Raw genomic sequence first — 22173 nt, 5'->3', positions numbered from 1 at the left:
GTGTTGTTGATTGGAAAACCGACATCGCAAGCAACCGGTGCACTTGCCTGTGAATAGCGGGTTTTCATGACAAGTTTCGTGGCATGGAGCGGCAAAGCAGCTTATATGGAGCTTGGCCAAGAGGTATAGATGCGCTTTTCCAACACCTTTCTCGATGAGATCCGCGACCGCGTTCCGATTTCGAACGTGATTGCGCGCCGCGTCAGCTGGGACAAGCGCAAGACCAACGTATCGCGCGGCGATTATTGGGCCTGCTGCCCGTTCCACGGCGAGAAATCGCCGAGCTTCCACTGCGAGGACCGAAAGGGCCGCTATCACTGCTTCGGTTGTGGGGTCACCGGCGACCATTTCCGCTTCCTGACCGAACTCGAGGGCCTGAGTTTTCCCGAGGCGGTGCAGCAGATCGCCGATATGGCCGGCATGCCGATGCCGCTGGCCGATCCTGTCATGGAGAAGCGTGAGAAGGAGCGCGGCTCGCTGATCGACGTCATGGAAATGGCGACGCAATTTTTCCAGGACCAGTTGCAGACGGCGAATGGGGCGAGGGCACGCGCCTATCTGCGCGACCGCGGGCTGACGGGACGCACCATCGAGACCTTCCGTCTCGGCTATGCGCCCGACAGCCGCAATGCGCTGAAGGAATTTCTTGCCGGCAAGGGCGTGCTCAAGGAGCGGATCGAGGCCTGTGGCCTGGTCGTCCATGAAAACGTGCCGGTTTCCTACGATCGCTTCCGCGACCGCATTATGTTCCCGATCCTTTCGTCGCGTGAGAAGGTCATCGCTTTCGGCGGCCGTGCCATGTCTGCGGATGCGCCGGCGAAATATCTGAACTCGAACGAGACGGAGCTCTTCCACAAGGGCAATGTTCTTTATAATTTCGCCCGTGCGCGGCGCGCGATCCAGGGACCGGGCCGCGGCGACCCCCAGGATGACAATGCGACAGGCACCATCATCGCCGTCGAAGGCTATATGGACGTGATCGCGCTCTATCAGGCCGGCGTCGAGAATGCCGTTGCGCCGCTTGGCACGGCGCTTACCGAAAACCAGCTCGAACTAATCTGGAAGATGGTGCCGCAACCGGTGCTCTGCTTCGACGGCGACGGGGCCGGTATCCGCGCCGCCAATCGCGCCGCCGAACTGGCGCTGCCGCATCTGAAGCCCGGCCGTTCCGTCCGCTTCGCGCTTCTGCCCGACGGCAAGGACCCCGACGATCTGGTGCGCGACGAGGGCCGCGCGCCCTTCGACAAGGTGATGAGCCAGGCAAAGCCGCTTTCCGAGATGCTGTGGAGCCGGGAGATCAATACCGGCAAGTTCGATACGCCCGAGGCGCGCGCCGAACTCGAGGCGCGGCTGAAGCAACTGGTCGCCGTCATCGCCGACGAGAATGTGCGCCGCCACTACCAGCAGGATATTCGCGACCGGCTGAACGCCTTCTTCCAGCCGCAGTTCCAGAACCGCAACAATGGCGAGCGCCGCGGCGGCTTCGCGGGCAATGGCAATTACCGCCCGGGCCGCGACAATGCCGGCAAGGCGGGGCCGAAAAGCCCCAGCATCATTTCCGACCGGCTCGCCCGCTCGGGCCCCGTGCGCGGCCACCGGGACAATACGGCGTTGCGCGAAAGCGTGTTGGCGCTGACCGTCATCAATCATCCCTCGCTGATGATCGACGATTATGACGAAATCGCCGCGATCGACTATGACAGCCGCGAGCTGCAGCGGCTCTGGTCGGCGATGCTTGGGGCTGCCGCTGCCGTCGCCGGCCCGCATCTGACACGCGAATATCTGACCGAACGGCTGGAATTCGAGGGTTTCGGTCCGCTCATCAAGAGCCTCGATCAGCAGGTGCGCAATGCCCGACTCTGGACGGCGACCGAGGAGGCGGCGATGGAGGATGCGCGCGAAGGCTACCGCCAGGCGCTGGCCTTCCACAAGCGGGCGAAGGCGCTGCGCCGGCAGAAGATCGAACTCGAGCGAGAGATTGCGCTGGCGACCGAAGCCGGCGACGGCGAGGCGATCGTTCAACTGATGCGCGCGCAGCAGGAAGTGCATTTCGAAGGGGTGCGTCTTGAGAACCAGGAGGCGATCATCGATGGCTTCGGGGTGCTTTCCGGCCGCGTCAAAGGGGCGGCGAACCACTGATGTCGCTGACCGAACGCAATGAACCGGGCTTTTCCGCTTCCGGCGCGCTGTTTTCTTCCGGCCGCTCGCCACTCGCTATCCTCAAGCAGGTCTATGGCTATTCCTCCTTCCGCGGCAAGCAGCAGCAGGTGGTCGAACATGTGGTTTCCGGCGGCGATGCCGTCGTGCTCTTTCCCACAGGTGCCGGCAAATCGCTGTGTTTCCAGATCCCGGCGCTCTGCCGCGATGGCGTCGGCATCGTCGTTTCGCCGCTGATTGCGCTGATGCGCGATCAGGTGGAGGCGATGAAGCAGCTCGGCATCCGTGCCGCAGCGCTCAATTCGTCGCTGTCGCGCGAGGAATTCGTCGAGGTTCGTCGCGCGCTCTCGGCAGGCCAGCTCGACCTTCTCTACGTGACGCCCGAGCGCATTCTGACCGACGGGTTCCGCGAGCTGATCGCCAACGAGAAGATCGCGCTCTTTGCCATCGACGAGGCCCACTGCGTCTCGCAATGGGGCCATGATTTCCGGCCGGAATATCGTGCCCTCGGCCGGCTCGGCGAACAATATCGCGGCGTGCCGCGCGTGGCGCTGACGGCGACGGCCGATCCGCATACGCGCGACGACATCATCGAGCGGTTGGGGCTCGATGCCGCGGAGATCTTCACCACCAGTTTCGACCGGCCGAACATTGCCTACGAGATCGTCGAGCGTGACCAGCCGCGCCAGCAGCTCTTGAGGTTCCTCTCCGGCCATAAGGGCGACAGCGGCATCGTCTATTGCCTGTCGCGCGCCAAGGTCGAGGATACGGCCGACTGGCTGAACGGGCAGGGCATCCGCGCGCTCGCCTATCATGCCGGCATGGACAGGGCGGTTCGCGACGCCAATCAGGATGCCTTCCTGAAAGAAGAGAATCTTTGCCTGGTCGCCACCGTCGCCTTCGGCATGGGCATCGACAAGCCGAATGTGCGGTATGTTGCCCATCTCGACCTGCCGGGCTCGGTGGAAGCCTATTATCAGGAGACCGGGCGCGCCGGGCGCGACGGCCTGCCGTCGGAGGTCTGGATGGCCTATGGCATGGCCGACGTCATCCAGCGCGGCCGGATGATCGACGAGGGCAGTGCAGCCGCCGAGATCAAGCGGGTCGAACGCGCCAAACTCAACGCATTGCTGGCGATCTGCGAGACGGCTTCCTGCCGGCGCCAGGCGATCCTTGCCCATTTCGGCGAAGCGCATGCCGGCCATTGCGGCAATTGCGACACCTGCCTGAAGCCGGGCGAAACCTGGGAGGGCACGGAGGCGGCGATCAAGGCGCTGGCCGCCATCTATCGCACCGGCGAGCGTTTCGGCGCCGGCCATGTCGTCGACGTGCTCCTCGGCAACGTCAACGAAAAGACCGAGCGTTTCGGTCACGCCGAGATGCCGGTCTTCGGTGCCGGCAAGGATATTCCGGCGCGTGTCTGGCAATCCGTGTTCCGTCAGTTGCTCGCCATGGGTCTGATCCGCGTCGATCACGAAGCTTTCGGCGCGCTGAAGCTGGAGCCGGAGGCGCGGGCCGTCTTCAAGCACGAGCGGCAGGTGTTCTTTCGCAAGGACCGCCCGGCCTCGGAGCGGCGTACGAAGAAGGCGGAGCGCGGCGAGCGCAAATCCGGCTTGTCAGGCGCCGATGGCGCTCTCTTCGAGGCGCTGCGGGCCGAGCGCATGGCGATCGCGAAATCGCTCGGCGTGCCGCCCTATGTCGTCTTTCCCGATACGACACTCATCGCCTTCGCCACGGAGAAGCCGCGAAGCCGCAAGGAATTGCTCGCCATATCGGGCGTCGGGCAGGCGAAGCTCGAACGCTACGGCGATGCCTTCCTCGAGATCATTCTCTCGCACGACAAGGGCTGAAGGCTCACGGCTGATCTCGGTCCAGCGCTGAAGAAGACAAGCCGGCGGCGATATGCTAACCCGGCTGGCACGGAAATCTTCACGAAGGGCCGCCCCATGACCTCGCAATTTCTCTCCCATCTCCGCAACGAGATTTCGGTGCTGAAGGATGCCGGCCTCTATAAATCCGAGCGGGTCATCACTTCCAAGCAGGCGGGCGAGATCGGCATTTCCACCGGTGAGCGGGTGCTGAATTTCTGCGCCAACAACTATCTCGGCCTTGCCGACAACGAGGAACTGGCCGAGGCCGGCAAGCAGGCGCTCGACCGCTACGGTTATGGCATGGCTTCGGTGCGCTTCATCTGCGGCACGCAGGAGGAGCATAAGCAACTCGAGGCGCGCATCTCCGCCTTCCTCGGCATGGAAGACACGATCCTCTATTCCTCCTGCTTCGATGCCAATGGCGGCCTGTTCGAAACACTGCTGTCCGAAGAGGACGCGATCATCTCGGACGCGCTGAACCACGCCTCGATCATCGACGGCGTCAGGCTTTCGAAGGCCAAGCGTTTCCGCTACGCCAATAACGACATGGCGGCACTCGAAGAGGAATTGAAAAAGGCCGAAGGCAGCCGCTTCAAGCTGGTCGCCACCGACGGTGTCTTCTCGATGGACGGCATCATCGCCAATCTCGGCGGTGTCTGCGATCTCGCCGAGAAATACGGCGCGATGGTCATGGTCGATGACAGCCACGCCGTCGGCTTCGTCGGCAAGAATGGCCGCGGTTCGGCCGAACATTGCGGTGTCGAGGGCCGGATCGACATCATCACCGGCACGCTTGGCAAAGCGCTCGGCGGCGCCTCGGGCGGTTACACTTCGGCCAAGGCTGAAGTCGTCGAATGGCTGCGGCAGCGCTCGCGGCCCTATCTGTTCTCGAACACGCTGGCGCCTGTCATCGCTGCGGCCTCGCTCAAGGTGTTCGATCTCATCGAAAACGGCGATGCCTTGCGCAAGCGCCTTTCCGACAATGCGGATCTCTTCCGCACAGAGATGACCAAGCTCGGTTTCACGCTTGCCGGCGAAGGCCATCCGATCATCCCCGTCATGCTGGGTGACGCCAAGCTCGCCCAGGACATGGCGGGCCTGATGCTGAAGAAGGGGATCTATGTGATCGGCTTCTCCTTCCCCGTGGTGCCGAAAGGCCAGGCCCGCATTCGCACGCAGATGTCGGCGGCGCATTCGCGGGCGGATGTGGAGCGGGCGATCGCGGCTTTTGCCGAGGCAGGGCGGGAATTGGGTGTGATTTGAGAATAGGCGATGCTGCCCCTCACCCTAACCCTCTCCCCGCTCGCGGGGAGAGGGGACGTGCCCAACGGACCGCTTGAGAATGCGGAAACGGTGCGGCATATCCCTTCGCCCCGCTTGCGGGGAGAAGGGGCCGGCAGGCGGATGAGGGGCTGCGACAGATACGGGGCCAAGGAATACAGATATGTCGAACATGATGAAGGCACTGGTCAAAGCGAAACCGGAAGTCGGGCTCTGGATGGAGAATGTGCCAGTGCCCGAGGTCGGGCCGAACGATGTGCTGATCCGGGTGAAGAAATCGGCGATCTGCGGCACCGACGTCCATATCTGGAACTGGGACCAGTGGGCGCAGAAGACCATTCCGGTGCCGATGGTGGTTGGCCATGAATTTTCCGGCGAGATCGCCGAGATCGGTTCGGCGGTCACCCGCTATCATGTCGGCGAGCGCGTCTCCGGCGAGGGGCATATCGTCTGCGGCAAGTGCCGCAACTGCCGGGCGGGCAGGGGGCACCTCTGCCGCAACACGCTTGGCGTCGGCGTCAACCGCCCGGGTTCCTTCGGCGAATTCGTCTGCATTCCCGAAAGCAATGTCGTGCCGATCCCGGACGATATATCAGACGAGATCGCGGCAATCTTCGACCCGTTCGGCAATGCCGTGCATACCGCACTCTCCTTCGATCTTGTCGGCGAGGACGTGCTCGTCACCGGCGCCGGCCCGATCGGCATCATGGGCGCGCTCGTCGCCAAGCGATCGGGCGCCCGCAAGGTCGTCATCACCGATATCAATCCGCACCGGCTGGATCTCGCGCGCAAACTCGGCATTGACCACGTCGTCGATGCTTCCAAGGAAAACCTCGCCGATGTGATGAAGGCGATCGGCATGACGGAGGGTTTCGACGTCGGGCTTGAAATGTCGGGAGCGGCCCCCGCCTTCCGCGACATGATCGACAAGATGAACAATGGCGGCAAGATCGCCATTCTCGGCATCGCGCCTGCTGGTTTCGAGATCGACTGGAACAAGGTGATCTTCAAGATGCTCAATCTCAAGGGCATCTATGGCCGCGAGATGTTCGAGACCTGGTACAAGATGATCGCCTTCGTCCAGGGCGGCCTCGACCTTGCGCCCATCATCACCCATCGGATCGGCATCGACGATTTCCGCGATGGCTTCGAGGCGATGCGGTCGGGCAACTCCGGCAAGGTCGTCATGGATTGGATGTGAGGAGGACGACATGATTTATGAAGGAAGCTGCCATTGCGGCAACGTTGCTTTCGAGGTCGAAGGCGAATTCACCGAGGCGGTGGATTGCAACTGCTCGCTCTGCCGCAGGCGGGGCGGGCTTCTCGCCTTCGTGCCGCGCGACAAGCTGGTGCTGAAGACGCCCGAGGCCAATCTCTCGACCTATACTTTCAACAGCCATGTCATCCGGCATCACTTCTGCGCCAATTGCGGCATCGCGCCGTTCGGTGAAGCCGTGACCCCGGATGGCGCGGCGATGGCCTCGATCAATCTGCGCTGCATTCCCGCGGTCGATCTCGGGGCGCTGACGGTGAAGGCCTATGACGGCGCGGCGCGTTAGATTCTTCAGGCTGAAGGCGCATATATCATCGGTACAACTGCAAAAATGGTGGAAATAACGGGTATGGCGGGCAAAATATTTGCTGCCCTTGTCTTTTGTTCGCCGCATCTTAAATAAGGCTTCGCAATCGCTGCCGCGGTTCAAAGCCTGTGGATAAGGCTTTTTCCGATATTTCGTGAGCTTTTTTTCTGGAAAAGCTTGACGAGAACAAAAAATGTGGGAATCACCGTTCGACTTGTTGAAACGGTGAACTGGGTCAAGGCGGATCGCGCAACCATGGCCGGAAATCCAAAAGCAAGAAAGCTTTGCTGTCCGGTGCCGGCGATCGTGGTTAATCAGGCTTTAAATGTCATCCCGTTAGGTGGGCAAAGGTGATTCGAGGGCGGCGCGAGCGACGCGTCAGGCCCTGAGACGGCCCATTCACCGTAGCGAGATTGGATAGCGTCAGGAAGGCGACGATATAAATGGCAACCAAGGTCAAAGAGAACGAAGACGCGGAAGTCGAACGCGACGGCGCAAGCGACGGCCCTCTTCTCGATCTTTCCGACGACGCGGTCAAGAAGATGATCAAGGCCGCCAAGAAGCGCGGCTATGTGACGATGGACGAGCTCAACGCGGTCCTGCCGTCCGAGGAAGTGACGTCCGAGCAGATCGAAGACACGATGTCGATGCTGTCGGACATGGGCATCAATGTCATCGAAGACGAAGAAGCCGAGGAAGCCGGTGCTTCCGGCGGCGGCGATGACGACGACGCCGGCGGCGACGAGGACAGCGAAGGCGGCGAGCTCGCGCCTTCGAGCGGCACGGCGCTTGCGACCGCCAAGAAGAAAGAACCGACAGACCGGACGGACGATCCTGTTCGTATGTACCTGCGTGAGATGGGCTCGGTGGAGCTTCTCTCCCGCGAGGGCGAAATCGCGATCGCCAAGCGCATCGAGGCTGGCCGCGAAACGATGATCGCAGGCCTCTGCGAGAGCCCGCTGACCTTCCAGGCGCTGATCATCTGGCGCGACGAACTCAACGAAGGCACGACGCTGCTGCGCGAGATCATCGATCTCGAAACGACCTATTCCGGTCCTGAAGCCAAGGCTGCGCCGCAGTTCCAGAGCCCGGAGAAGATCGAGGCCGACCGCAAGCTCGCCGAGGAAAAGGAAAAGACCCGCCGCGCCCGCTCCGGCGACGACGACATTACCGATGTCGGCGGCGAAGGCCTGCCTCCCGAAGAGGAGGAAGAGGACGAGGACGAATCCAACCTTTCGCTGGCGGCGATGGAAGCAGAGCTTCGCCCGCAGGTGATGGAGACGCTGGACACGATCGCCGAGACCTACAAGAAGCTGCGCAAGCTGCAGGACCAGCAGGTCGAGCAGCGGCTGTCGGCTTCCGGCACGCTGTCTACCGCCCAGGAGCGCCGCTACAAGGAACTCAAGGATGAGCTCATCAAGGCCGTCAAGTCTCTGTCCCTGAACCAGAACCGCATCGATGCTCTGGTCGAGCAGCTCTACGACATCAACAAGCGCCTCGTTTCCAACGAAGGCCGCCTGCTGCGTCTGGCCGAATCCTACGGCGTCAAGCGCGACTCCTTCCTGGAGCAGTACCAGGGCGCCGAGCTCGACCCGAACTGGATGAAGTCGATCGGCAATCTGGCTGCTCGCGGCTGGAAGGAATTCGCCAGGGGCGAAAACACGACGATCCGCGACATCCGCCAGGAAATCCAGAATCTGGCGACCGAGACCGGGATCTCGATCTCGGAATTCCGCCGCATCGTGCATATGGTGCAGAAGGGCGAGCGCGAAGCGCGCATCGCCAAGAAGGAAATGGTCGAAGCAAACCTTCGCCTCGTCATCTCCATCGCCAAGAAGTACACGAACCGCGGCCTGCAGTTCCTCGACCTCATTCAGGAAGGCAATATCGGCCTGATGAAGGCGGTCGACAAGTTCGAATATCGCCGCGGCTACAAGTTCTCGACCTATGCGACATGGTGGATCCGTCAGGCGATCACCCGTTCGATCGCCGACCAGGCCCGCACGATCCGCATTCCGGTGCACATGATCGAGACGATCAACAAGATCGTCCGCACCTCGCGCCAGATGCTGCACGAGATCGGCCGCGAGCCGACGCCGGAAGAACTGGCCGAAAAGCTTGCGATGCCGCTCGAAAAGGTCCGCAAGGTCCTGAAGATCGCCAAGGAGCCGATCTCGCTCGAAACCCCGGTGGGCGACGAAGAAGATTCGCATCTCGGCGATTTCATCGAGGACAAGAACGCGCTGCTGCCGATCGACGCCGCCATCCAGGCGAACCTGCGCGAAACGACGACCCGCGTTTTGGCCTCGCTGACGCCGCGCGAGGAACGCGTCCTGCGCATGCGCTTCGGCATCGGCATGAACACCGACCACACGCTCGAAGAAGTCGGCCAGCAGTTCTCGGTCACCCGTGAACGTATCCGCCAGATCGAGGCAAAGGCGCTGCGCAAGCTGAAGCATCCGAGCCGCTCCAGAAAGCTGCGCTCGTTCCTCGACAGCTGAGCGACGACACGATCTCTACGATTGCGAAAGCCGGGCTTCATGTCCGGCTTTTTGCTTTCCGTCTTTGTGTCATCCAGTCGTTATCTCGCAACCGGTGTTTCGGCCCCACATTGCTCGCCTCGTCTCAATCTGTGATCTGCTGCCATGTCGAACGTTTAGAGGTCCGCTTTTAGGTGCCACGCGAGCGCGCACTGACGCTCCGTGTACGAAGAAATCTGTACGCAGTCCCAGACGCGGGGTTATCTCGACTTTCTGCACACTTTTGGGCGACATGCCTAATACCAATGATCCCGGCGGCTTTCTTGTCGCTGGGTGGTGACAAGATTATAGTCCGGCCACGGGGGAAGAAATCGATCGCGATGCGCGAGCGAGGACCGGTGCATGCCCGCGTCGGGCGAATCCTCCGTTGGGAGGTGCGAAATGACCACTTACATTGTGTTGATCAATTGGACGGACCAAGGTGTGCGCAACGTTCGCGACTCGTCAAAACGGCTAGATGCGGCGAAGAAATTGCTCGGCGACATGGGCGGCTCCTTCAACCAGTTCTTTCTGACGATGGGCGGCCACGACATGGTGGCTGTCTGCGAAGCGCCTGACGATGCCGTCATGGCGCGGTTTGGCCTCTCGCTCGCGATGGGCGGCAATGTCCGCACCCAGACACTGAAGGCATTCCCGGAGGCCGCCTATCGAGAGATCATCGGCTCGCTTGCTTGATCGCGACAAAGGACCGCTATCGGCGATCATAAGCGTTGCGCAACTCGCCTCAGACTGGCACTTTCGCCCTGTCCTTAATTCCTCGTGGCGTATCGGCAGGCTCTTGATGAAAGCGTTCCCGGGTTTTATGGCCGTCTTCGATTGTCCGACAGCTGCTTCCTGAGCGATGGCACTGGTGTGGGAAAAACGGGGCGAAGGCATCGAGCGGGGCGCTTTCGCCTCGTTCGCTCTGCATGCCGTCATGCTTGCACTGCTGCTCCTTCTGCTTCCGAGACCTGAGCCGCCGGCACCGTTGCCGGACGACGGCATTACGGTTGATATCGTTCCCGAAGTCGCCAAACCTTCTGCGATAGCGCAGCGGGTCGCGACGCCTGCACCCGCTACGGCAAATCCGGATGCGAGTGCGCCGGCCCAGGAGATCGCTCCGCCGCATCAGGAGGAGGCGCCGGCGGCCGCGAGGTCGCCTGAAGTGGCTTCCGTCCCTCCGGTGCCGCCGAAGCCTGGTGTATTCGTCCAGGCGGGCCAGCTGTTTTCGGAGACGGTGTTATCAGATCCGCGCAGCCGGCGCGCCCGCGAGGCGCTGCGCGGCCTTGCCGGCAGCGAGCGCAATCTGCAGCTCTGTGACCTGGAGGCGCTGGAACAGGTGCGCCGCGCGCGGCCTGCGATGGCGCCGGATGCGCTCGCGCCCTATGCGATGGCGGCGGAAAAGGTCAGCGGCAACAGGGTCGAGGTGAAGGGCGGCGCCTTCCGCAGCAAACGGAAGTGGTACAATATTCAGTTCAAATGCGAGCTCAATGCCGCCTCCGGCAAGGTCGCGTCCTTCGCCTTTCTCATCGGGGATGCCATTCCGCAAAGCGAATGGCAGGCGCATGATCTGGTGGCCGACGATGGAGCCGCCGACCAATGACACTATAGCGCCGCGCGTCTTTTCGGACGCGCAACGGACGCTGTAGCACGTTAGATGGCTGCTGCGATCACGCGGTTTTTTTCTTTTGTGGCTTGATGCTGCCGGCTTTAGAGGCCACATCGCTGCTGTGACAGAAGAAGACGTGGAACCAGCGGAAACGCAGCATGAAACGGGAAAACAGCGGCCTGAAATCCGCTGGGGCATCGTCGCGTCCGTTGTCGCGCATATTCCCATCATTGCTCTTCTGATTTTCGGGCTGCCGAAGATCGATCCGAAGCCCGCGGAAGACGAGAGCGTGAAGGTGGAACTCGTTCCGCCACCGGAGGAAAAGAAGCCGGAGCCCAAGCCCGAGGAAAAACCACCGGAGCCGAAGCCGCCGGAAGAGGCCAAGAAGCAGCCACCACCGCCACCACCACCACCACCACCGCCACCGGCGACTAAGAAAGTGCCTCAGCAAGGGAGGCCGATGCCGACCCTGAACCCTGTCATCGAGTTTGGTGATAAGAACAGCGGCCCTGAAAAATCGTTGGAGGGAAAATCTTCTCAAGGCGAAGCCAAACCGGCATCAATTCCACCGGAGCGTGATGCGGAACCGGAGCAGAGGCCGGCACAGGCTGCTGCGGAAAAACCTGAAACCGAGACGCCTGCTTCAAAGCCCGTCCCGGATGATGTGAAGCTTCCAGAGGTTGCGACAACGGAGGTTTCTCCGAAGCCCAATCGGCCGCCGACAGATGTGTCTGGCGAAGCCACGACGAGTATCGAGCAGGCCAAACCACCGGAGCAGACGACCGCTGAAAAGTCGAAAACGGTCGCTAAAAACAACGATCTGCCCAAGGCAAAAACGCTGTTTTCGCGCATGGGAGATGGCAATTTGCTTGCTCAGACTGCGATCGATGGCCTCCCGCGCAAAGAGCGGGTGGCCACGCTCTGCACTACCGAGCTTCAGGCCCAACTCGTTCATGGTTCGCCGAGTTACTTCCCGTCCGCATTGCCCAGTTTCGGGTTGCGAAGCGGGACCGTCCTTGATGTGCCGGATGCAGCCTTTGGCACAGCTAGAGGCTGGTACCATGTTCGCTTCCGTTGCGAGTTGGATGAGGGAGCGACGAAAATCGTGTCGTTTGCCCACGAAGTTGGCGGATTGATCCCCCGCAGTCAGTATGCGAAATATGAAATTCGTGACTAGTCCTCGCGATCCTGGATTGCGGTCTTATCAGGAACAAGCCACGCGCAAGGAACCGCACCTAGCCTCTTCTCATGGCCGTGATGGTTACGGTGAAGAAGGGACAATGATATGTCGAACGAGATCGAGCGTTTTCTTGAGCGTCAGGACGAAGCCGTGAGCGCGCTGTTCCTGGAAAACAAAGGCGACGAGCTGACCGATATTCTGGTGGCTGCTCTGGAAGAGGCTTTTGAAATCCTTCTCGAAGCCGCGCCCCCCGAAACTGTTCATTGAGGTCGCAGAGGGCGTCCAGCGCCGATATGCGCTGACCGATCGTGCCGCTTGCAGTGCATCGCCCTGTCGGGATAATGCGGCAGTGTCAATGGCACGGATATCATGTCGAATTCCCAAGACGATCAACTGCTGGCAGCGGGCGCGCTTGATGCCGGCCTGGCCGGATACCGGTTCGAGCGCGATGCGCTCGGACGTTCTGCGGCGAGCGTCTTCCGGCTCGAAGCTCTCGGATTGCCGACGCTTTATCTGAAGGTCGAACAGGCCGCTCCTTTCGGCGAGCTCGCCGACGAGGCAGCCAGGCTTCGTTGGCTCAAGGCGTCCGGTCTGCCCTGTCCCGATGTCATAGCAGAGGATAGCGACGGTGCGCACAACCGGCTGCTGATCAGCGCGCTGCCGGGTTGTGACCTCGCCAGCGCGTCGGCGCTGACGCCGTTTGCGCGGGTCGAACTGCTGGCGGTAGCCCTTCTCGACCTGCATCGGCTGCCGATCGCATCCTGCCCTTTCGATCATCGGCTGGAGAGACGCCTTGCGGCGGCGAAAGCGCGGATGCAGGCCGGCATCGTCGACGAGACCGATTTCGATGAGGCACGACTTGGAAAGAGCGCCGAGGCCCTGTTTGCCGAACTCGAAAGCAGAAGGCCAGGCCGCGAGGATCTCGTCGTCACCCATGGCGATGCCTGCCTGCCGAATTTCATCGCCTCCGAAAAGGGATTTTCCGGCTATATCGACTGCAGCCGCCTCGGCGTCGCCGACCGCTATCAGGATATCGCGCTCGCCTGCCGCAGCATCGCCTATAATTTCGGCGAGGCGTTGGTGCAGCCCTTCCTCGATCGTTACGGCATGCCGGCCACGGATCCGGCACGGCTCGACTACTATCAGTTGCTCGACGAGTTCTTCTAGGCGTTGCCTCCTCACCGTCCGGCTGGCAGAGTGGCCGGCGATCGGACCCGCGGACAGACGATGGCGAAAAACCAGTTCAGGATGTTGCGCTCGGCGCTGATAGGCGTCGAAGCGGTAGAAGCGGAAACGCATCACAGTTTCGCGCGCCACACGCATGAGCAGTTCGGAATCGGCCTGATGTCCGCCGGGGCACAGTCGTCGCTGAGCGGTCGCGGCATGGTGGAGGCAGAGGCCGGCGACATCATCACGGTCAATCCGAACGAAGTGCATGACGGCGCGCCGATCGGCCAGCGACGGTCCTGGCGCATCCTCTATTTCGATCCCGCCATCGTCACCGGTCTGGCGCACGAGATCGGCGAAGGCGGGGCAGGGCGATCGGAAATCCCGCATCCCGTCATCCGTAACCGCGCGATCGCCGGCCGCTTCGAAACGCTGTTCCGTGCGGCAACCGGCGCCGCGGCGGACGGGCTGCTCTGCGAGGAACTGCTTCTGCAACTTGTCGCCGACGTCATGCGCGAGCGCGGCGGCGCCGAACAGAGGCCGCCGGTGCCGGCGTCGATCCGTGCGGCCCGAGAGCTGATCGATGACGATCCGCTTGCCGCCGTCTCGCTTGCCGATCTCTCCCGGGAAAGTGGGCTCAGCCGCTTCCAGGTGCTGCGTGGTTTTGCCAAGGCGACCGGACTGACACCGCATGCCTATCTCGTCCAGGCCCGCATCCATATTGCACGGCGGCTGATTGCTCAGGGCATGCCGCTGGCGGAAGCGGCTTTTGCCAGCGGCTTTGCCGATCAGAGCCATATGACGCGCGTCTTCGTGCGCAAATACGGCCTGTCGCCGCGCCTCTATGCCGGCGGCTTTCTCTGAACCTCAGGCTAGGCCTGCAATTTCGTTCAAGACCTTTGACAGGCTCCTGCTGTTTTCTCGGCGCGTCCAACAGGAGACGCGGATGTCGAGACAGGTTCAAGGTTATCTCTATCTGGCGCTGGCCATGCTGACTGTGGGAAGCACGGTTGTATCAAGCAAGCTCATTGCATCAGGCCTGCCGCCGTTCAGCGCCACCGCGTTGCGTTTCGCCATCGCCTTTCCCATCTTTCTCGTGTTGATGCGGGCGACCGGCGCGCGGCTGCCGAAGCTCTCCGGAAAAGACCGCCTCATCCTCGTCATTCAAGCCGGGGCCGGTAGCGTCGGCTATACGACGCTGCTAATTTCTGGCCTCAGCCTGACCTCGGCGGCCGATGCCGGTGTCATCATCGGCACGCTGCCGGTGGTGTCGGCCGCAATCTCCATCCTGCTGCTTGGCGAACGGCCGCAGCGTGGCCTGCTTCTCGCCGTGGCGCTGGCGACGGCAGGCGTGCTGTCGATCGCCGCCACGCCGGAGGCCGCAGGAGGCTCGCTTGCCGGCAATGCGCTGATCTTCCTGGCGGTGGTCTGCGAGGGAGTGTTCATCCTGCTGAACAAAAAACTGAAAACGGAAATCGCGCCGCTTGCCCAGTCGGCGCTGATGACCGGTATTGGCTTCATCGTCGCCGTCATCCCGGCTGTTTTCGAAGCGCCTCTCGCAGAAGGCATGTCGGGAAGCGCGGTCGCCGCCGTCGTCTATTATGCGCTGGTGCCGACCGTCGGCGGATTTCTATTGTGGTATGCGGGGGCGGAGAGGGTGAGCGGCACGGAAGCGGCGCTCTTCACCGCACTTGCCCCAGTTTCCGCCGTCATGCTTGCCTTCATCATCCTTGGCGAGCCGGTCGGGCTTGGCCAGATCGCCGGCATCGCCTGCGTGCTGGCCGCTGTGCTCGGGCTGGCCTTTGCCGGGAGCCGTGTCGCGGTGAAGCGCGTCGAGGGGAGATAGACCATGCAGTTCAGCCATTCCGATACCATATGGCAGGTCTTTCCGGAGCTTCTCGCCGGTGCGCTCCATGCGGGAGGCATCGATGCGGATGCCAATGTCGAGGAGGCGATCGCAGGTTTCAGTGCGATCGCAGAGGCCCGGCTGGCCGAAACGCAGGAAGGCGAATTCCCCGAAATCCAGGCCTGGCGGCGTGGCTTTTCCCGTATGGGGTTGAAGCCGACGCAATATCGCTGCGCTTCCGAGGCGCTGCTGCGCCGCTTCCGTCAGGACCATGCGCTGCCGCGCCTGCATCCGCTCATCGATCTCTGCAATGCGATTTCGCTCGCTTTTGCCATCCCGATCGCCGTCTTCGACGCCGAAATGATCGTCGGCGATCTCGAGGTTCGGCGGGCTGGGGGTGACGAGACCTATTTGACCTTCGGCGGCGTGAGCGAACATCCGGAGCCGAATGAGGTGATCTTCGCAGACGGGGCGGGGAACGCGCATGCGCGGCGCTGGACGAACCGGCAGAGTGGGCTTTCGGCCGTGCGACAGACGACGCGCTCGGTGCTGATCGTTGCCGAGGCCTTGCATGCTTCGGCCGGTGAGGACTTGGAAAGGTTGGTCGCCACGGTGGCCGATGCGCTCGCGCACTATTGGCCGGCGGCGCCGAAAACGGCGATGCTGAGCGTAGAATCTCGGCATTTTGAATTCTAAGGGAGCGACACTTCAGCAAAGGTGGCATTCCAGGCCTTGGGCCGGCAGCGTGCCCGCCCTATCTCCAAGGGGCCGATATCTCCTGGAGACGAACCACCATGTCAGACAAGACGATCAAGATCCCGGGGCCGGACCACCCGATCACCGTCGAGCACAATCCCTCCCGCGTCGTCGTCACGCTCGGCGGCAAGATCATCGCGGATACACACGATGCGCTGACGCTGCGCGAGGCCTCCTATCCGCCGGTGCAGTATATTCCGCGGAGGGATGTGGACATGTCGCTGCTGCAGCGCACCGACCACACCAGCCATTGCCCCTATAAGGGCGATGCCTCCTATTACAGCATCATTGCAGGCGGCGAGCGGTCGAAGAATGCCGTCTGGACCTATGAGGCGCCGAATACCGCGGTCAGTAATATCAAGGACCATCTCGCCTTCTACCCCGACCGTGTCGACGGTATCGAGGAAATGGCCTCTCCGGAAGCCGGCACCTTCTGACGACGCCCATTGCAGCCGTTCCGGCGGAACATGTTTGCCGCCGGCCCGTTAGGCTCACCTAGCGGGGGATGTGTCGTGCCGAAATTCTACTTTCAGCTTTTCGATCGGGATGGCGTCGGGGCGACCGAGACGGGATATGATTTTGACTCCGTCGAGGCTGCCAAAGCGGAGGCGCGGCGCGTGCTCGCGGAGATGGCCGCCGAAGGCCTGCCGGCTGCGCCTTTGAATATGCTGTCGGTGGAACTCTTCGATGAAAGCCGGCGGCCGCTGGCGGAAATCCGGCTGGTTCTCGAAGAAATTTCGAAAGAACCGCGATCGGCGCGCCAGCCTTGAATAGCTGTCGATCGAGCCGAAGCAATCGAAAGACTATGTCAAATTTAATTGTCGGCTATGAAGACGGGTCTTAGCGTCGCGTCACAATCGACCGAGTCGGATTGATGCGTATGTGTGACCGGCGGCAGCCCTTGAACAGCGGCCGCTATCGCAAGATGTCGAGCCATTCATTGTTGAAGACGAGGCTGGCAACCGTGACCGGATCGCCCTTCTCGTTGCGAACGGTGACGGCGATCGTCATGCGGTCACCCGCAGGCAGTTCGTCCCGGGCCACATCCAGCAGGATGCGGGTCACTTCCTTCGGAATGTCTTCACGAGATCTGAGCTCGGTGCCGTGCTCATCGCGCGTGGGACCTTCCCCGTTGTGTAGATCGAAATAGTAGCGAGCCATGGTTTTTCCCTACGCGTTAGAGGGGAAATCACAGATGAAGACAATTGTTCCCGAGGCTAGGCATTGATTCTTATAGAAAAACTGGGTTGCATCGAAATCGGTCGGGCCCCTCGCGATATCCGGGGGGGCAGGCCCGTGATTGAATCCCTGCTGCTCAACCTTGGAAGCCGCGATGTGCTGTCGGATGAAGAGGAAAGCCATCTCAGGGCGATCATCGTCAAAGACAGGTATTTTGCGGCCGGGGAGGATCTCGTCTCCGAAGGAAGCAGGCCTGGCTACAGCACGCTACTGCTCGACGGTTTTGCGGCGCGCTACAAGGTGATGGCCGACGGCAGCCGCCAGATCACGGCGCTGCATGTCGCCGGCGATTTCGTCGATCTGCACGCTTTCCCGATCAAGAAGATGGATCACGGCATCGTTGCGCTGTCGTCCTGCCATGTCGCCTTTGCCGATCACGCCGACCTCAGGGCGATCACCGAGCGCATGCCGCACCTGACCCGGCTGCTCTGGCTCGACACGTTGGTCGATGGCGCCATTCACCGGGAATGGATCGTCGCCATGGGCCGGCGCTCCAAACGCGCCCATATCGCTCACCTCGTCTGCGAACTCTTCGTGCGGCTGCAGGTGGTGAAGCGGACGCGCGGCGCAAGCTTCCAGTTTCCGTTGACGCAGATCGAGATGGCCGACGTGCTCGGCGTTTCCGTCGTCCATCTGAACAAGACGCTGCAGGCGTTGAGGCGCGAGGGGGTGTTCACCTGGGAGAACCGGACGATCACCATCGTCGACTGGGAACGCCTGCAGGAAATCGCCGAATTCGACCCCGGCTATCTCAGCATCTCCAGGGAACCGCGCTAACTTTGTGAGGCCGAGCATTGCACAATCCGGTGACAACAGCTCATTGCAATTGACAAACCATTTATTGGGGCAGAACACGTGCCAATATTTTTGAAAACCCCATGAAGGCCACGGCTTCGCCGCGTCGGCCGGTGACATCGCAATGGACATATCCCAAAGCCCGGGGAGCGTTCTTCGCCACCCCGGCTATCTGAACTTCGCCGCCTCCCGCGTCTTTTCCTCGCTTTCCTTCCAATCCATCGGCATCGCCATGGGCTGGATGATTTACGATCAGACGCACAGCGCCTTTGCGCTCGGCCTCGTCGGCTTCTGCCAGTTCCTGCCGATGGCGGTGCTGACCTTTGTCGTTGGCCATGTGGCCGACCGGTTCGACCGGCGGCGCATCGGGCTTGTCTGCCAGTTGATCGAGGCGGTGACGGCGCTGGTGCTGGCGATCGCCACCTGGCAGCAATGGCTGACGCCTGCCGGCATCCTTGCCGCCGTCACCGTGCTTGGCGCCGTCGTCGCCTTCGAGCGGCCGACCATGGCGGCGCTGCTGCCGAATATCGTGCCGGCCTCGATGCTGCAGAAGGCGGTCGCCACGTCCACCTCGATGATGCAGACGGCGCTGATCATCGGCCCCTCGCTCGGCGGCCTGCTCTATGGCCTTCATCCCGTGGCGCCCTTTGCCATCGCGGCGCTGCTGTTTGCCGTTGCGAGCTTCAATGTCATTTCGATCCGCATGCAATGGAGCCCTGCCAGGCGCGAGCCGGTGACGCTTGCTTCCGTCTTTGCCGGCGTCTCCTTCATCCGCAGCCGGCCTGTCATGCTCGGCACGATCTCGCTCGATCTCTTCGCGGTGCTGCTCGGTGGCGCCACGGCGCTGTTGCCGATGTTTGCCCGCGATATCCTGCATGCCGGCCCCTGGGGCCTCGGCCTGCTGCGCGCAGCGCCGGCAATCGGCGCGCTCGCCATGTCGATCGTGCTTGCCCGCCGGCCGCTCGAAAGCAATGTCGGGCGCAAGATGCTGGCCGCCGTCGCGGTGTTCGGCGTCGCCACCATCGTCTTCTCGCTCTCCACCAATATTGCGCTTTCCGTCGCGGCGCTGCTTGTCGTCGGCGCCTCCGATACGGTGAGCGTTGTCGTGCGCAGCTCGCTGGTACAGCTTCTGACGCCGGACGAGATGCGTGGCCGTGTCAGCGCCGTCAACTCGCTGTTCATCGGCACCTCCAACCAGCTCGGCGAATTCGAATCGGGCATGATGGCTGCAGCCCTCGGGCCGGTCGCCACCGGCGTCGTCGGCGGGCTCGGCACGATCGTCGTCGTCGTCCTGTGGATGCGGCTCTTCCCCGATCTCACCAGGGTCAAGACGCTGCAGGGCTGATGCTTGCGCCTCGTTCAACCGCGTTGAAAGACGGGAGCGGTCCCATTAGGTTCGGCGGCGGGAATCATTTGGCGGGGCGGCGCGTGACGAGACATTTTCTATCTTCTGCGCTGACGGCGTTTTTCGCGTTGGCGCCGGCGGCAGCGCTCGCCGAATGGCAGGCGGTCGAGGAGGTGCGGCCCTATTCGATATCCGGCAAGACCGGGGCCGAACTCTACGAATCGATCGGGGCGCGGGGACCGAAAGCCGGGGTCACGGGCCGGGTGATCGCGCATACGACGTTCAAGCTGACCTGGACGAGGAAATACGAACCGCAGGGCAATGCCTGTGTGATCGTCACCAACCGGCCGAAGCTCATCATCACCTACACGCTGCCGAAGCCGGCGAGCGAGCTGCCGGCGGCCGTCGACAGCAGCTGGCAGGCCTTTATATCGGGTGTTGCGGCCCATGAACGCGTGCATGGCGTGACCATCAAGGAAATGGTCAAGGAAATCGAGGCGACGAGCATCGGCCTCACCGTTGCCGATGACCCCGATTGCAAGAAGATTCGGGTCGAGCTGACCCGGCGCCTCGGCGAGATCTCGATGCGCCAGCGCCAGCGCGGCCGCGACTTCGACAAGATCGAAATGGGTGACGGCGGCAATATCCAGCAACTGATCTTGAAGCTGGTGAATGGTCCCTGATCGGGCCGAAGCTGATCAGCGGCGCCGTCAACCACTCGCCAGCGGGCTGGACCCGCTTGGTCAAGCTCCTATCTCCCCCGCAATAACAGACACATGAGAGGAGGAGTGCAATGTCCTATGTCGATGGTTTCATCGTCGCGGTGCCGAAGGAGAATGTCGGGGCCTACAAGAAGTTCTCGACCTTTGCCGGCACGATCTGGAAGGAATATGGCGCGCTCGAATATGTCGAATGCATCGGCGACGACGTGCCCTATGGCGAACTGACCTCCTTTCCCCGCGCCGTGCAGGCGAAGGCGGATGAGGTGGTGGTGTTTTCCTGGATCGTCTACGGCTCGCGCCGGGAGCGCGACGATATCAATGCCAAGGTGATGGAGGATCCGAGGCTCAAGGGCGACCAATGGCAGATGCCGTTCGACGGCAAGCGGATGATTTATGGCGGCTTCGAGATGCTGCTCAAGCTCTGATGGCGCCAGGCAGCCTTGACTTCCCCCGGCAAGCTTGACTCGCCGCCAGCGGTGCGCCAACTCGCGGGGAATGTCATTGCGAGATGGGAGAGCGCCTTGCCCCAGACGATCCTTAGCCTGTCCACACGCGGACAGGGCCTTTACGAATTCACCGACCAGGCGAGCGCTTTCGTCAACGCCTCGGGGCGGGAGGAGGGGCTTCTGACCGTCTTCGTGCGCCACACATCCTGCTCGCTGCTGATCCAGGAAAATGCCGATCCCGATGTGCGCACCGATCTTCTCTCCTTCTTCCGCCGTCTCGTGCCGCCGGCCTCCGATCCCGAGATGAGCTGGATCGTGCACAGGGCCGAGGGGCCGGATGATATGCCGGCGCATATCAAGGCGGCGCTGACGCAGGTCTCCATCGGCATTCCCGTCGCCAGGGGGCGGCTGATGCTCGGCACCTGGCAGGGGCTCTATCTCTTCGAACTTCGAGACCGGCCGCACCGGCGCGAGATCGTGCTGCATCTCAGCCCCTGAACATCGAAAGAGAGAGTCGATAATGCCGGAAACCGCCGACGTTTTCGGCATCATGCTGTTGTGAATGCAAACTGAATGCCCGGTTCGAACACCATTCATTTTGCAACGTTTACTGTCGACACAATCCCTGAAGGGAGAGCTTGGAATTCAATCGACGGAGACATCCATGACGCATTTCCTCACCAAGGCTTCGCTTGCCGCTCTGCTCGCCCTCTGCACCATTCCGGCCACTGTTTCCACGGCCGCCGCCGCGGGGCCGCAGACGAGCTTCGTCGTCGAGGCACAATACCATCGGCCGATCCGCGGCTGCTCGCCGATACACGCCGTGAATAAGGCGCGCGATTTCGGCCTGCGGAGAGCCCATGTCACCCGCATGTCGCCGCGCGTCGTCGTCGTCGCAGGGCGCGACCGTCGCGGCTGGGACAGAATGGTCTTCGCGAATGTCCGCGGCTGCCCGCTGATCCGGCGCTGAGGACTGCGGTCGGAGGCGCCGAAGCGGCGCTTCCGGTCCGTTTTGCCTTGACGGCGACACTTTCAGCCGTCTCTTCTCTGATCTGTATGAGTGATTCTCAAATGACGCTTCGGCGTAATGTGGAGAGTGGGGAGGGCGGCTCGACCGCTCCGACTTTCAAACGAAAGGTTTTTCGATGATGCAGTTTTTGGCAAAGGCGGGTCTTGCCGTCATGCTGACAGCCGGCACTCTTGCCGGCACGGTGGCCCCGGCCGCCGCCCAGTTGAATATCATTATCGGCGAGCCGGACCGTGGTCCGCCACAGGATTACCGCCGTCCGCCTCCGGGCTATGACCGTCCGCCTCCGGGCTACGGCCGCCCGTCGCGCGGCTGCAATCCGCAGCTCGCCGAAAATCTCGCCCGGGATTACGGCTTCCGCCGCGCCCGCGTCGTCGACATCACCCCGCGCCGCGTGATCGTCCAGGGCTGGACGCGTCGTGGTCCCGATGAAATGAGCTTCGGCAACGTGCGCGGCTGCCCCGCCCTGCGCCGCTGATATCAAGTAGAATACCGCCTCGTCTCCCCCGGCGGCCAGAACCGCCTTTGCCAATCTTCCCGGATCGGCAAGGGCGGTTTTCTTTTTGAAAGACTTTTTACAGCGCTGCGGGTCTGAAAAGACGCCGAGCGCTCCGTTTAACGACAAATCTCGCT

The 22173-nt window shown here is 62.1% G+C and carries 24 protein-coding genes; 23 read left to right on the top strand and 1 reads right to left on the bottom strand.

Going from position 1 to position 22173, the window contains the following annotated elements:
- Positions 1–129: 129 nt before the first annotated feature.
- The 16 genes from dnaG to FHT79_RS07705 all read left to right on the top strand — a co-directional run bounded on the left by dnaG (position 130) and on the right by FHT79_RS07705 (position 16736).
- Complete coding sequence (gene dnaG, locus FHT79_RS07780; protein ID WP_183903196.1) at positions 130–2139, top strand: DNA primase; 2010 nt, start codon at positions 130–132, stop codon at positions 2137–2139.
- Positions 2139–4007 (top strand): DNA helicase RecQ, encoded by a 1869-nt coding sequence (gene recQ, locus FHT79_RS07775; RefSeq protein ID WP_183903195.1) that lies wholly within the window; start codon positions 2139–2141, stop codon positions 4005–4007. The genes dnaG and recQ overlap by 1 nt, the downstream gene beginning before the upstream one ends.
- 96 nt (positions 4008–4103) lie before the next feature.
- Positions 4104–5291 carry a glycine C-acetyltransferase gene (locus FHT79_RS07770; RefSeq protein WP_028758332.1) on the top strand — a complete coding sequence of 396 codons (1188 nt, stop codon included), beginning with the start codon at positions 4104–4106 and terminating at the stop codon, positions 5289–5291.
- Positions 5292–5472: 181 nt separating this feature from the next.
- Positions 5473–6510 carry an L-threonine 3-dehydrogenase gene (tdh, locus tag FHT79_RS07765; protein ID WP_028758333.1) on the top strand — a complete coding sequence of 346 codons (1038 nt, stop codon included), beginning with the start codon at positions 5473–5475 and terminating at the stop codon, positions 6508–6510.
- Positions 6511–6520: 10 nt separating this feature from the next.
- Positions 6521–6868, top strand: coding sequence for a GFA family protein (locus tag FHT79_RS07760; protein ID WP_028758334.1), 348 nt, complete (start codon positions 6521–6523; stop codon positions 6866–6868).
- A 464-nt stretch (positions 6869–7332) separates the two neighbouring features.
- Positions 7333–9390 carry an RNA polymerase sigma factor RpoD gene (rpoD, locus tag FHT79_RS07755; protein WP_047611085.1) on the top strand — a complete coding sequence of 686 codons (2058 nt, stop codon included), beginning with the start codon at positions 7333–7335 and terminating at the stop codon, positions 9388–9390.
- A 420-nt stretch (positions 9391–9810) separates the two neighbouring features.
- Positions 9811–10104: a GYD domain-containing protein gene (locus tag FHT79_RS07750; RefSeq protein WP_028758336.1), complete on the top strand. Its 294-nt coding sequence runs from the start codon at positions 9811–9813 to the stop codon at positions 10102–10104.
- Between the two features lie 166 nt (positions 10105–10270).
- On the top strand, positions 10271–11011 hold the full coding sequence (locus FHT79_RS07745) for a DUF930 domain-containing protein (RefSeq protein WP_028758337.1): 741 nt from the start codon (positions 10271–10273) through the stop codon (positions 11009–11011).
- Between the two features lie 85 nt (positions 11012–11096).
- Positions 11097–12194, top strand: a complete 1098-nt coding sequence (locus FHT79_RS07740; protein ID WP_028758338.1) for a DUF930 domain-containing protein — start codon at positions 11097–11099, stop codon at positions 12192–12194.
- Positions 12195–12302: 108 nt separating this feature from the next.
- Positions 12303–12464: a hypothetical protein gene (locus FHT79_RS07735; protein WP_165932205.1), complete on the top strand. Its 162-nt coding sequence runs from the start codon at positions 12303–12305 to the stop codon at positions 12462–12464.
- A gap of 102 nt (positions 12465–12566) precedes the next feature.
- Entirely contained in the window at positions 12567–13364 is a 798-nt protein-coding gene (locus FHT79_RS07730; RefSeq protein WP_028758339.1) for an APH(3')-II family aminoglycoside O-phosphotransferase, read from the top strand.
- Between the two features lie 60 nt (positions 13365–13424).
- Positions 13425–14228 (top strand): AraC family transcriptional regulator, encoded by an 804-nt coding sequence (locus tag FHT79_RS07725; protein WP_028758340.1) that lies wholly within the window; start codon positions 13425–13427, stop codon positions 14226–14228.
- A gap of 82 nt (positions 14229–14310) precedes the next feature.
- Positions 14311–15210, top strand: coding sequence for a DMT family transporter (locus FHT79_RS07720; RefSeq protein WP_028758341.1), 900 nt, complete (start codon positions 14311–14313; stop codon positions 15208–15210).
- A 3-nt stretch (positions 15211–15213) separates the two neighbouring features.
- The gene (locus FHT79_RS07715) at positions 15214–15906 is read left to right on the top strand and encodes a phenylalanine--tRNA ligase beta subunit-related protein (protein ID WP_028758342.1); all 693 of its coding nucleotides are present in this window, start codon (positions 15214–15216) and stop codon (positions 15904–15906) included.
- A gap of 98 nt (positions 15907–16004) precedes the next feature.
- Positions 16005–16403 carry a DUF427 domain-containing protein gene (locus FHT79_RS07710; protein ID WP_028758343.1) on the top strand — a complete coding sequence of 133 codons (399 nt, stop codon included), beginning with the start codon at positions 16005–16007 and terminating at the stop codon, positions 16401–16403.
- 75 nt (positions 16404–16478) lie between these two features.
- Positions 16479–16736, top strand: a complete 258-nt coding sequence (locus FHT79_RS07705) for a hypothetical protein (protein WP_028756015.1) — start codon at positions 16479–16481, stop codon at positions 16734–16736.
- Positions 16737–16881: 145 nt separating this feature from the next.
- Here FHT79_RS07705 and FHT79_RS07700 read toward each other — a convergent pair whose 3' ends face one another.
- The gene (locus tag FHT79_RS07700) at positions 16882–17127 is read right to left on the bottom strand and encodes a hypothetical protein (RefSeq protein WP_028756014.1); all 246 of its coding nucleotides are present in this window, start codon (positions 17125–17127) and stop codon (positions 16882–16884) included.
- 135 nt (positions 17128–17262) lie between these two features.
- Here FHT79_RS07700 and FHT79_RS07695 point away from each other — a divergent pair, with 135 nt between their 5' ends.
- From FHT79_RS07695 to FHT79_RS07665, 7 genes are all read left to right on the top strand, one after another.
- Positions 17263–17982 carry a Crp/Fnr family transcriptional regulator gene (locus FHT79_RS07695; RefSeq protein WP_028756013.1) on the top strand — a complete coding sequence of 240 codons (720 nt, stop codon included), beginning with the start codon at positions 17263–17265 and terminating at the stop codon, positions 17980–17982.
- 142 nt (positions 17983–18124) lie between these two features.
- Positions 18125–19345, top strand: a complete 1221-nt coding sequence (locus FHT79_RS07690; RefSeq protein ID WP_028756012.1) for an MFS transporter — start codon at positions 18125–18127, stop codon at positions 19343–19345.
- Positions 19346–19428: 83 nt separating this feature from the next.
- Positions 19429–20028, top strand: coding sequence for a DUF922 domain-containing protein (locus FHT79_RS07685; protein ID WP_028756011.1), 600 nt, complete (start codon positions 19429–19431; stop codon positions 20026–20028).
- Positions 20029–20138: 110 nt separating this feature from the next.
- The gene (locus FHT79_RS07680) at positions 20139–20492 is read left to right on the top strand and encodes a DUF1428 family protein (RefSeq protein WP_028756010.1); all 354 of its coding nucleotides are present in this window, start codon (positions 20139–20141) and stop codon (positions 20490–20492) included.
- Positions 20493–20588: 96 nt separating this feature from the next.
- Positions 20589–21011 (top strand): secondary thiamine-phosphate synthase enzyme YjbQ, encoded by a 423-nt coding sequence (locus FHT79_RS07675; protein WP_183903194.1) that lies wholly within the window; start codon positions 20589–20591, stop codon positions 21009–21011.
- 166 nt (positions 21012–21177) lie between these two features.
- Complete coding sequence (locus FHT79_RS07670) at positions 21178–21483, top strand: hypothetical protein (protein WP_028756008.1); 306 nt, start codon at positions 21178–21180, stop codon at positions 21481–21483.
- 175 nt (positions 21484–21658) lie between these two features.
- Positions 21659–22018 (top strand): hypothetical protein, encoded by a 360-nt coding sequence (locus FHT79_RS07665; RefSeq protein WP_018242957.1) that lies wholly within the window; start codon positions 21659–21661, stop codon positions 22016–22018.
- Positions 22019–22173: the final 155 nt, after the last annotated feature.

This window comes from Rhizobium sp. BK212, from assembly GCF_014197475.1.
In the GTDB taxonomy this organism is placed as follows: domain Bacteria; phylum Pseudomonadota; class Alphaproteobacteria; order Rhizobiales; family Rhizobiaceae; genus Rhizobium; species Rhizobium anhuiense.
This window is presented reverse-complemented; position numbering and strand designations above follow the sequence as displayed.

What these genes read in the sequence shown, in the direction of transcription:
- FHT79_RS07710 (WP_028758343.1), top strand. Translation starts at nt 16,005, where the DNA reads ATGTCAGACAAGACGATCAAGATCCCGGGGCCGGACCACCCGATCACC.
- FHT79_RS07690 (WP_028756012.1), top strand. Translation starts at nt 18,125, where the DNA reads ATGGACATATCCCAAAGCCCGGGGAGCGTTCTTCGCCACCCCGGCTAT.
- dnaG (WP_183903196.1), top strand. Translation starts at nt 130, where the DNA reads ATGCGCTTTTCCAACACCTTTCTCGATGAGATCCGCGACCGCGTTCCG.
- FHT79_RS07760 (WP_028758334.1), top strand. Translation starts at nt 6,521, where the DNA reads ATGATTTATGAAGGAAGCTGCCATTGCGGCAACGTTGCTTTCGAGGTC.
- tdh (WP_028758333.1), top strand. Translation starts at nt 5,473, where the DNA reads ATGTCGAACATGATGAAGGCACTGGTCAAAGCGAAACCGGAAGTCGGG.
- FHT79_RS07735 (WP_165932205.1), top strand. Translation starts at nt 12,303, where the DNA reads ATGTCGAACGAGATCGAGCGTTTTCTTGAGCGTCAGGACGAAGCCGTG.
- FHT79_RS07725 (WP_028758340.1), top strand. Translation starts at nt 13,425, where the DNA reads ATGGCGAAAAACCAGTTCAGGATGTTGCGCTCGGCGCTGATAGGCGTC.
- rpoD (WP_047611085.1), top strand. Translation starts at nt 7,333, where the DNA reads ATGGCAACCAAGGTCAAAGAGAACGAAGACGCGGAAGTCGAACGCGAC.
- FHT79_RS07745 (WP_028758337.1), top strand. Translation starts at nt 10,271, where the DNA reads ATGGCACTGGTGTGGGAAAAACGGGGCGAAGGCATCGAGCGGGGCGCT.
- FHT79_RS07720 (WP_028758341.1), top strand. Translation starts at nt 14,311, where the DNA reads ATGTCGAGACAGGTTCAAGGTTATCTCTATCTGGCGCTGGCCATGCTG.
- FHT79_RS07700 (WP_028756014.1), bottom strand. Translation starts at nt 17,127, where the DNA reads ATGGCTCGCTACTATTTCGATCTACACAACGGGGAAGGTCCCACGCGC.
- FHT79_RS07715 (WP_028758342.1), top strand. Translation starts at nt 15,214, where the DNA reads ATGCAGTTCAGCCATTCCGATACCATATGGCAGGTCTTTCCGGAGCTT.
- FHT79_RS07770 (WP_028758332.1), top strand. Translation starts at nt 4,104, where the DNA reads ATGACCTCGCAATTTCTCTCCCATCTCCGCAACGAGATTTCGGTGCTG.
- FHT79_RS07730 (WP_028758339.1), top strand. Translation starts at nt 12,567, where the DNA reads ATGTCGAATTCCCAAGACGATCAACTGCTGGCAGCGGGCGCGCTTGAT.
- recQ (WP_183903195.1), top strand. Translation starts at nt 2,139, where the DNA reads ATGTCGCTGACCGAACGCAATGAACCGGGCTTTTCCGCTTCCGGCGCG.
- FHT79_RS07670 (WP_028756008.1), top strand. Translation starts at nt 21,178, where the DNA reads ATGACGCATTTCCTCACCAAGGCTTCGCTTGCCGCTCTGCTCGCCCTC.
- FHT79_RS07665 (WP_018242957.1), top strand. Translation starts at nt 21,659, where the DNA reads ATGATGCAGTTTTTGGCAAAGGCGGGTCTTGCCGTCATGCTGACAGCC.
- FHT79_RS07680 (WP_028756010.1), top strand. Translation starts at nt 20,139, where the DNA reads ATGTCCTATGTCGATGGTTTCATCGTCGCGGTGCCGAAGGAGAATGTC.
- FHT79_RS07750 (WP_028758336.1), top strand. Translation starts at nt 9,811, where the DNA reads ATGACCACTTACATTGTGTTGATCAATTGGACGGACCAAGGTGTGCGC.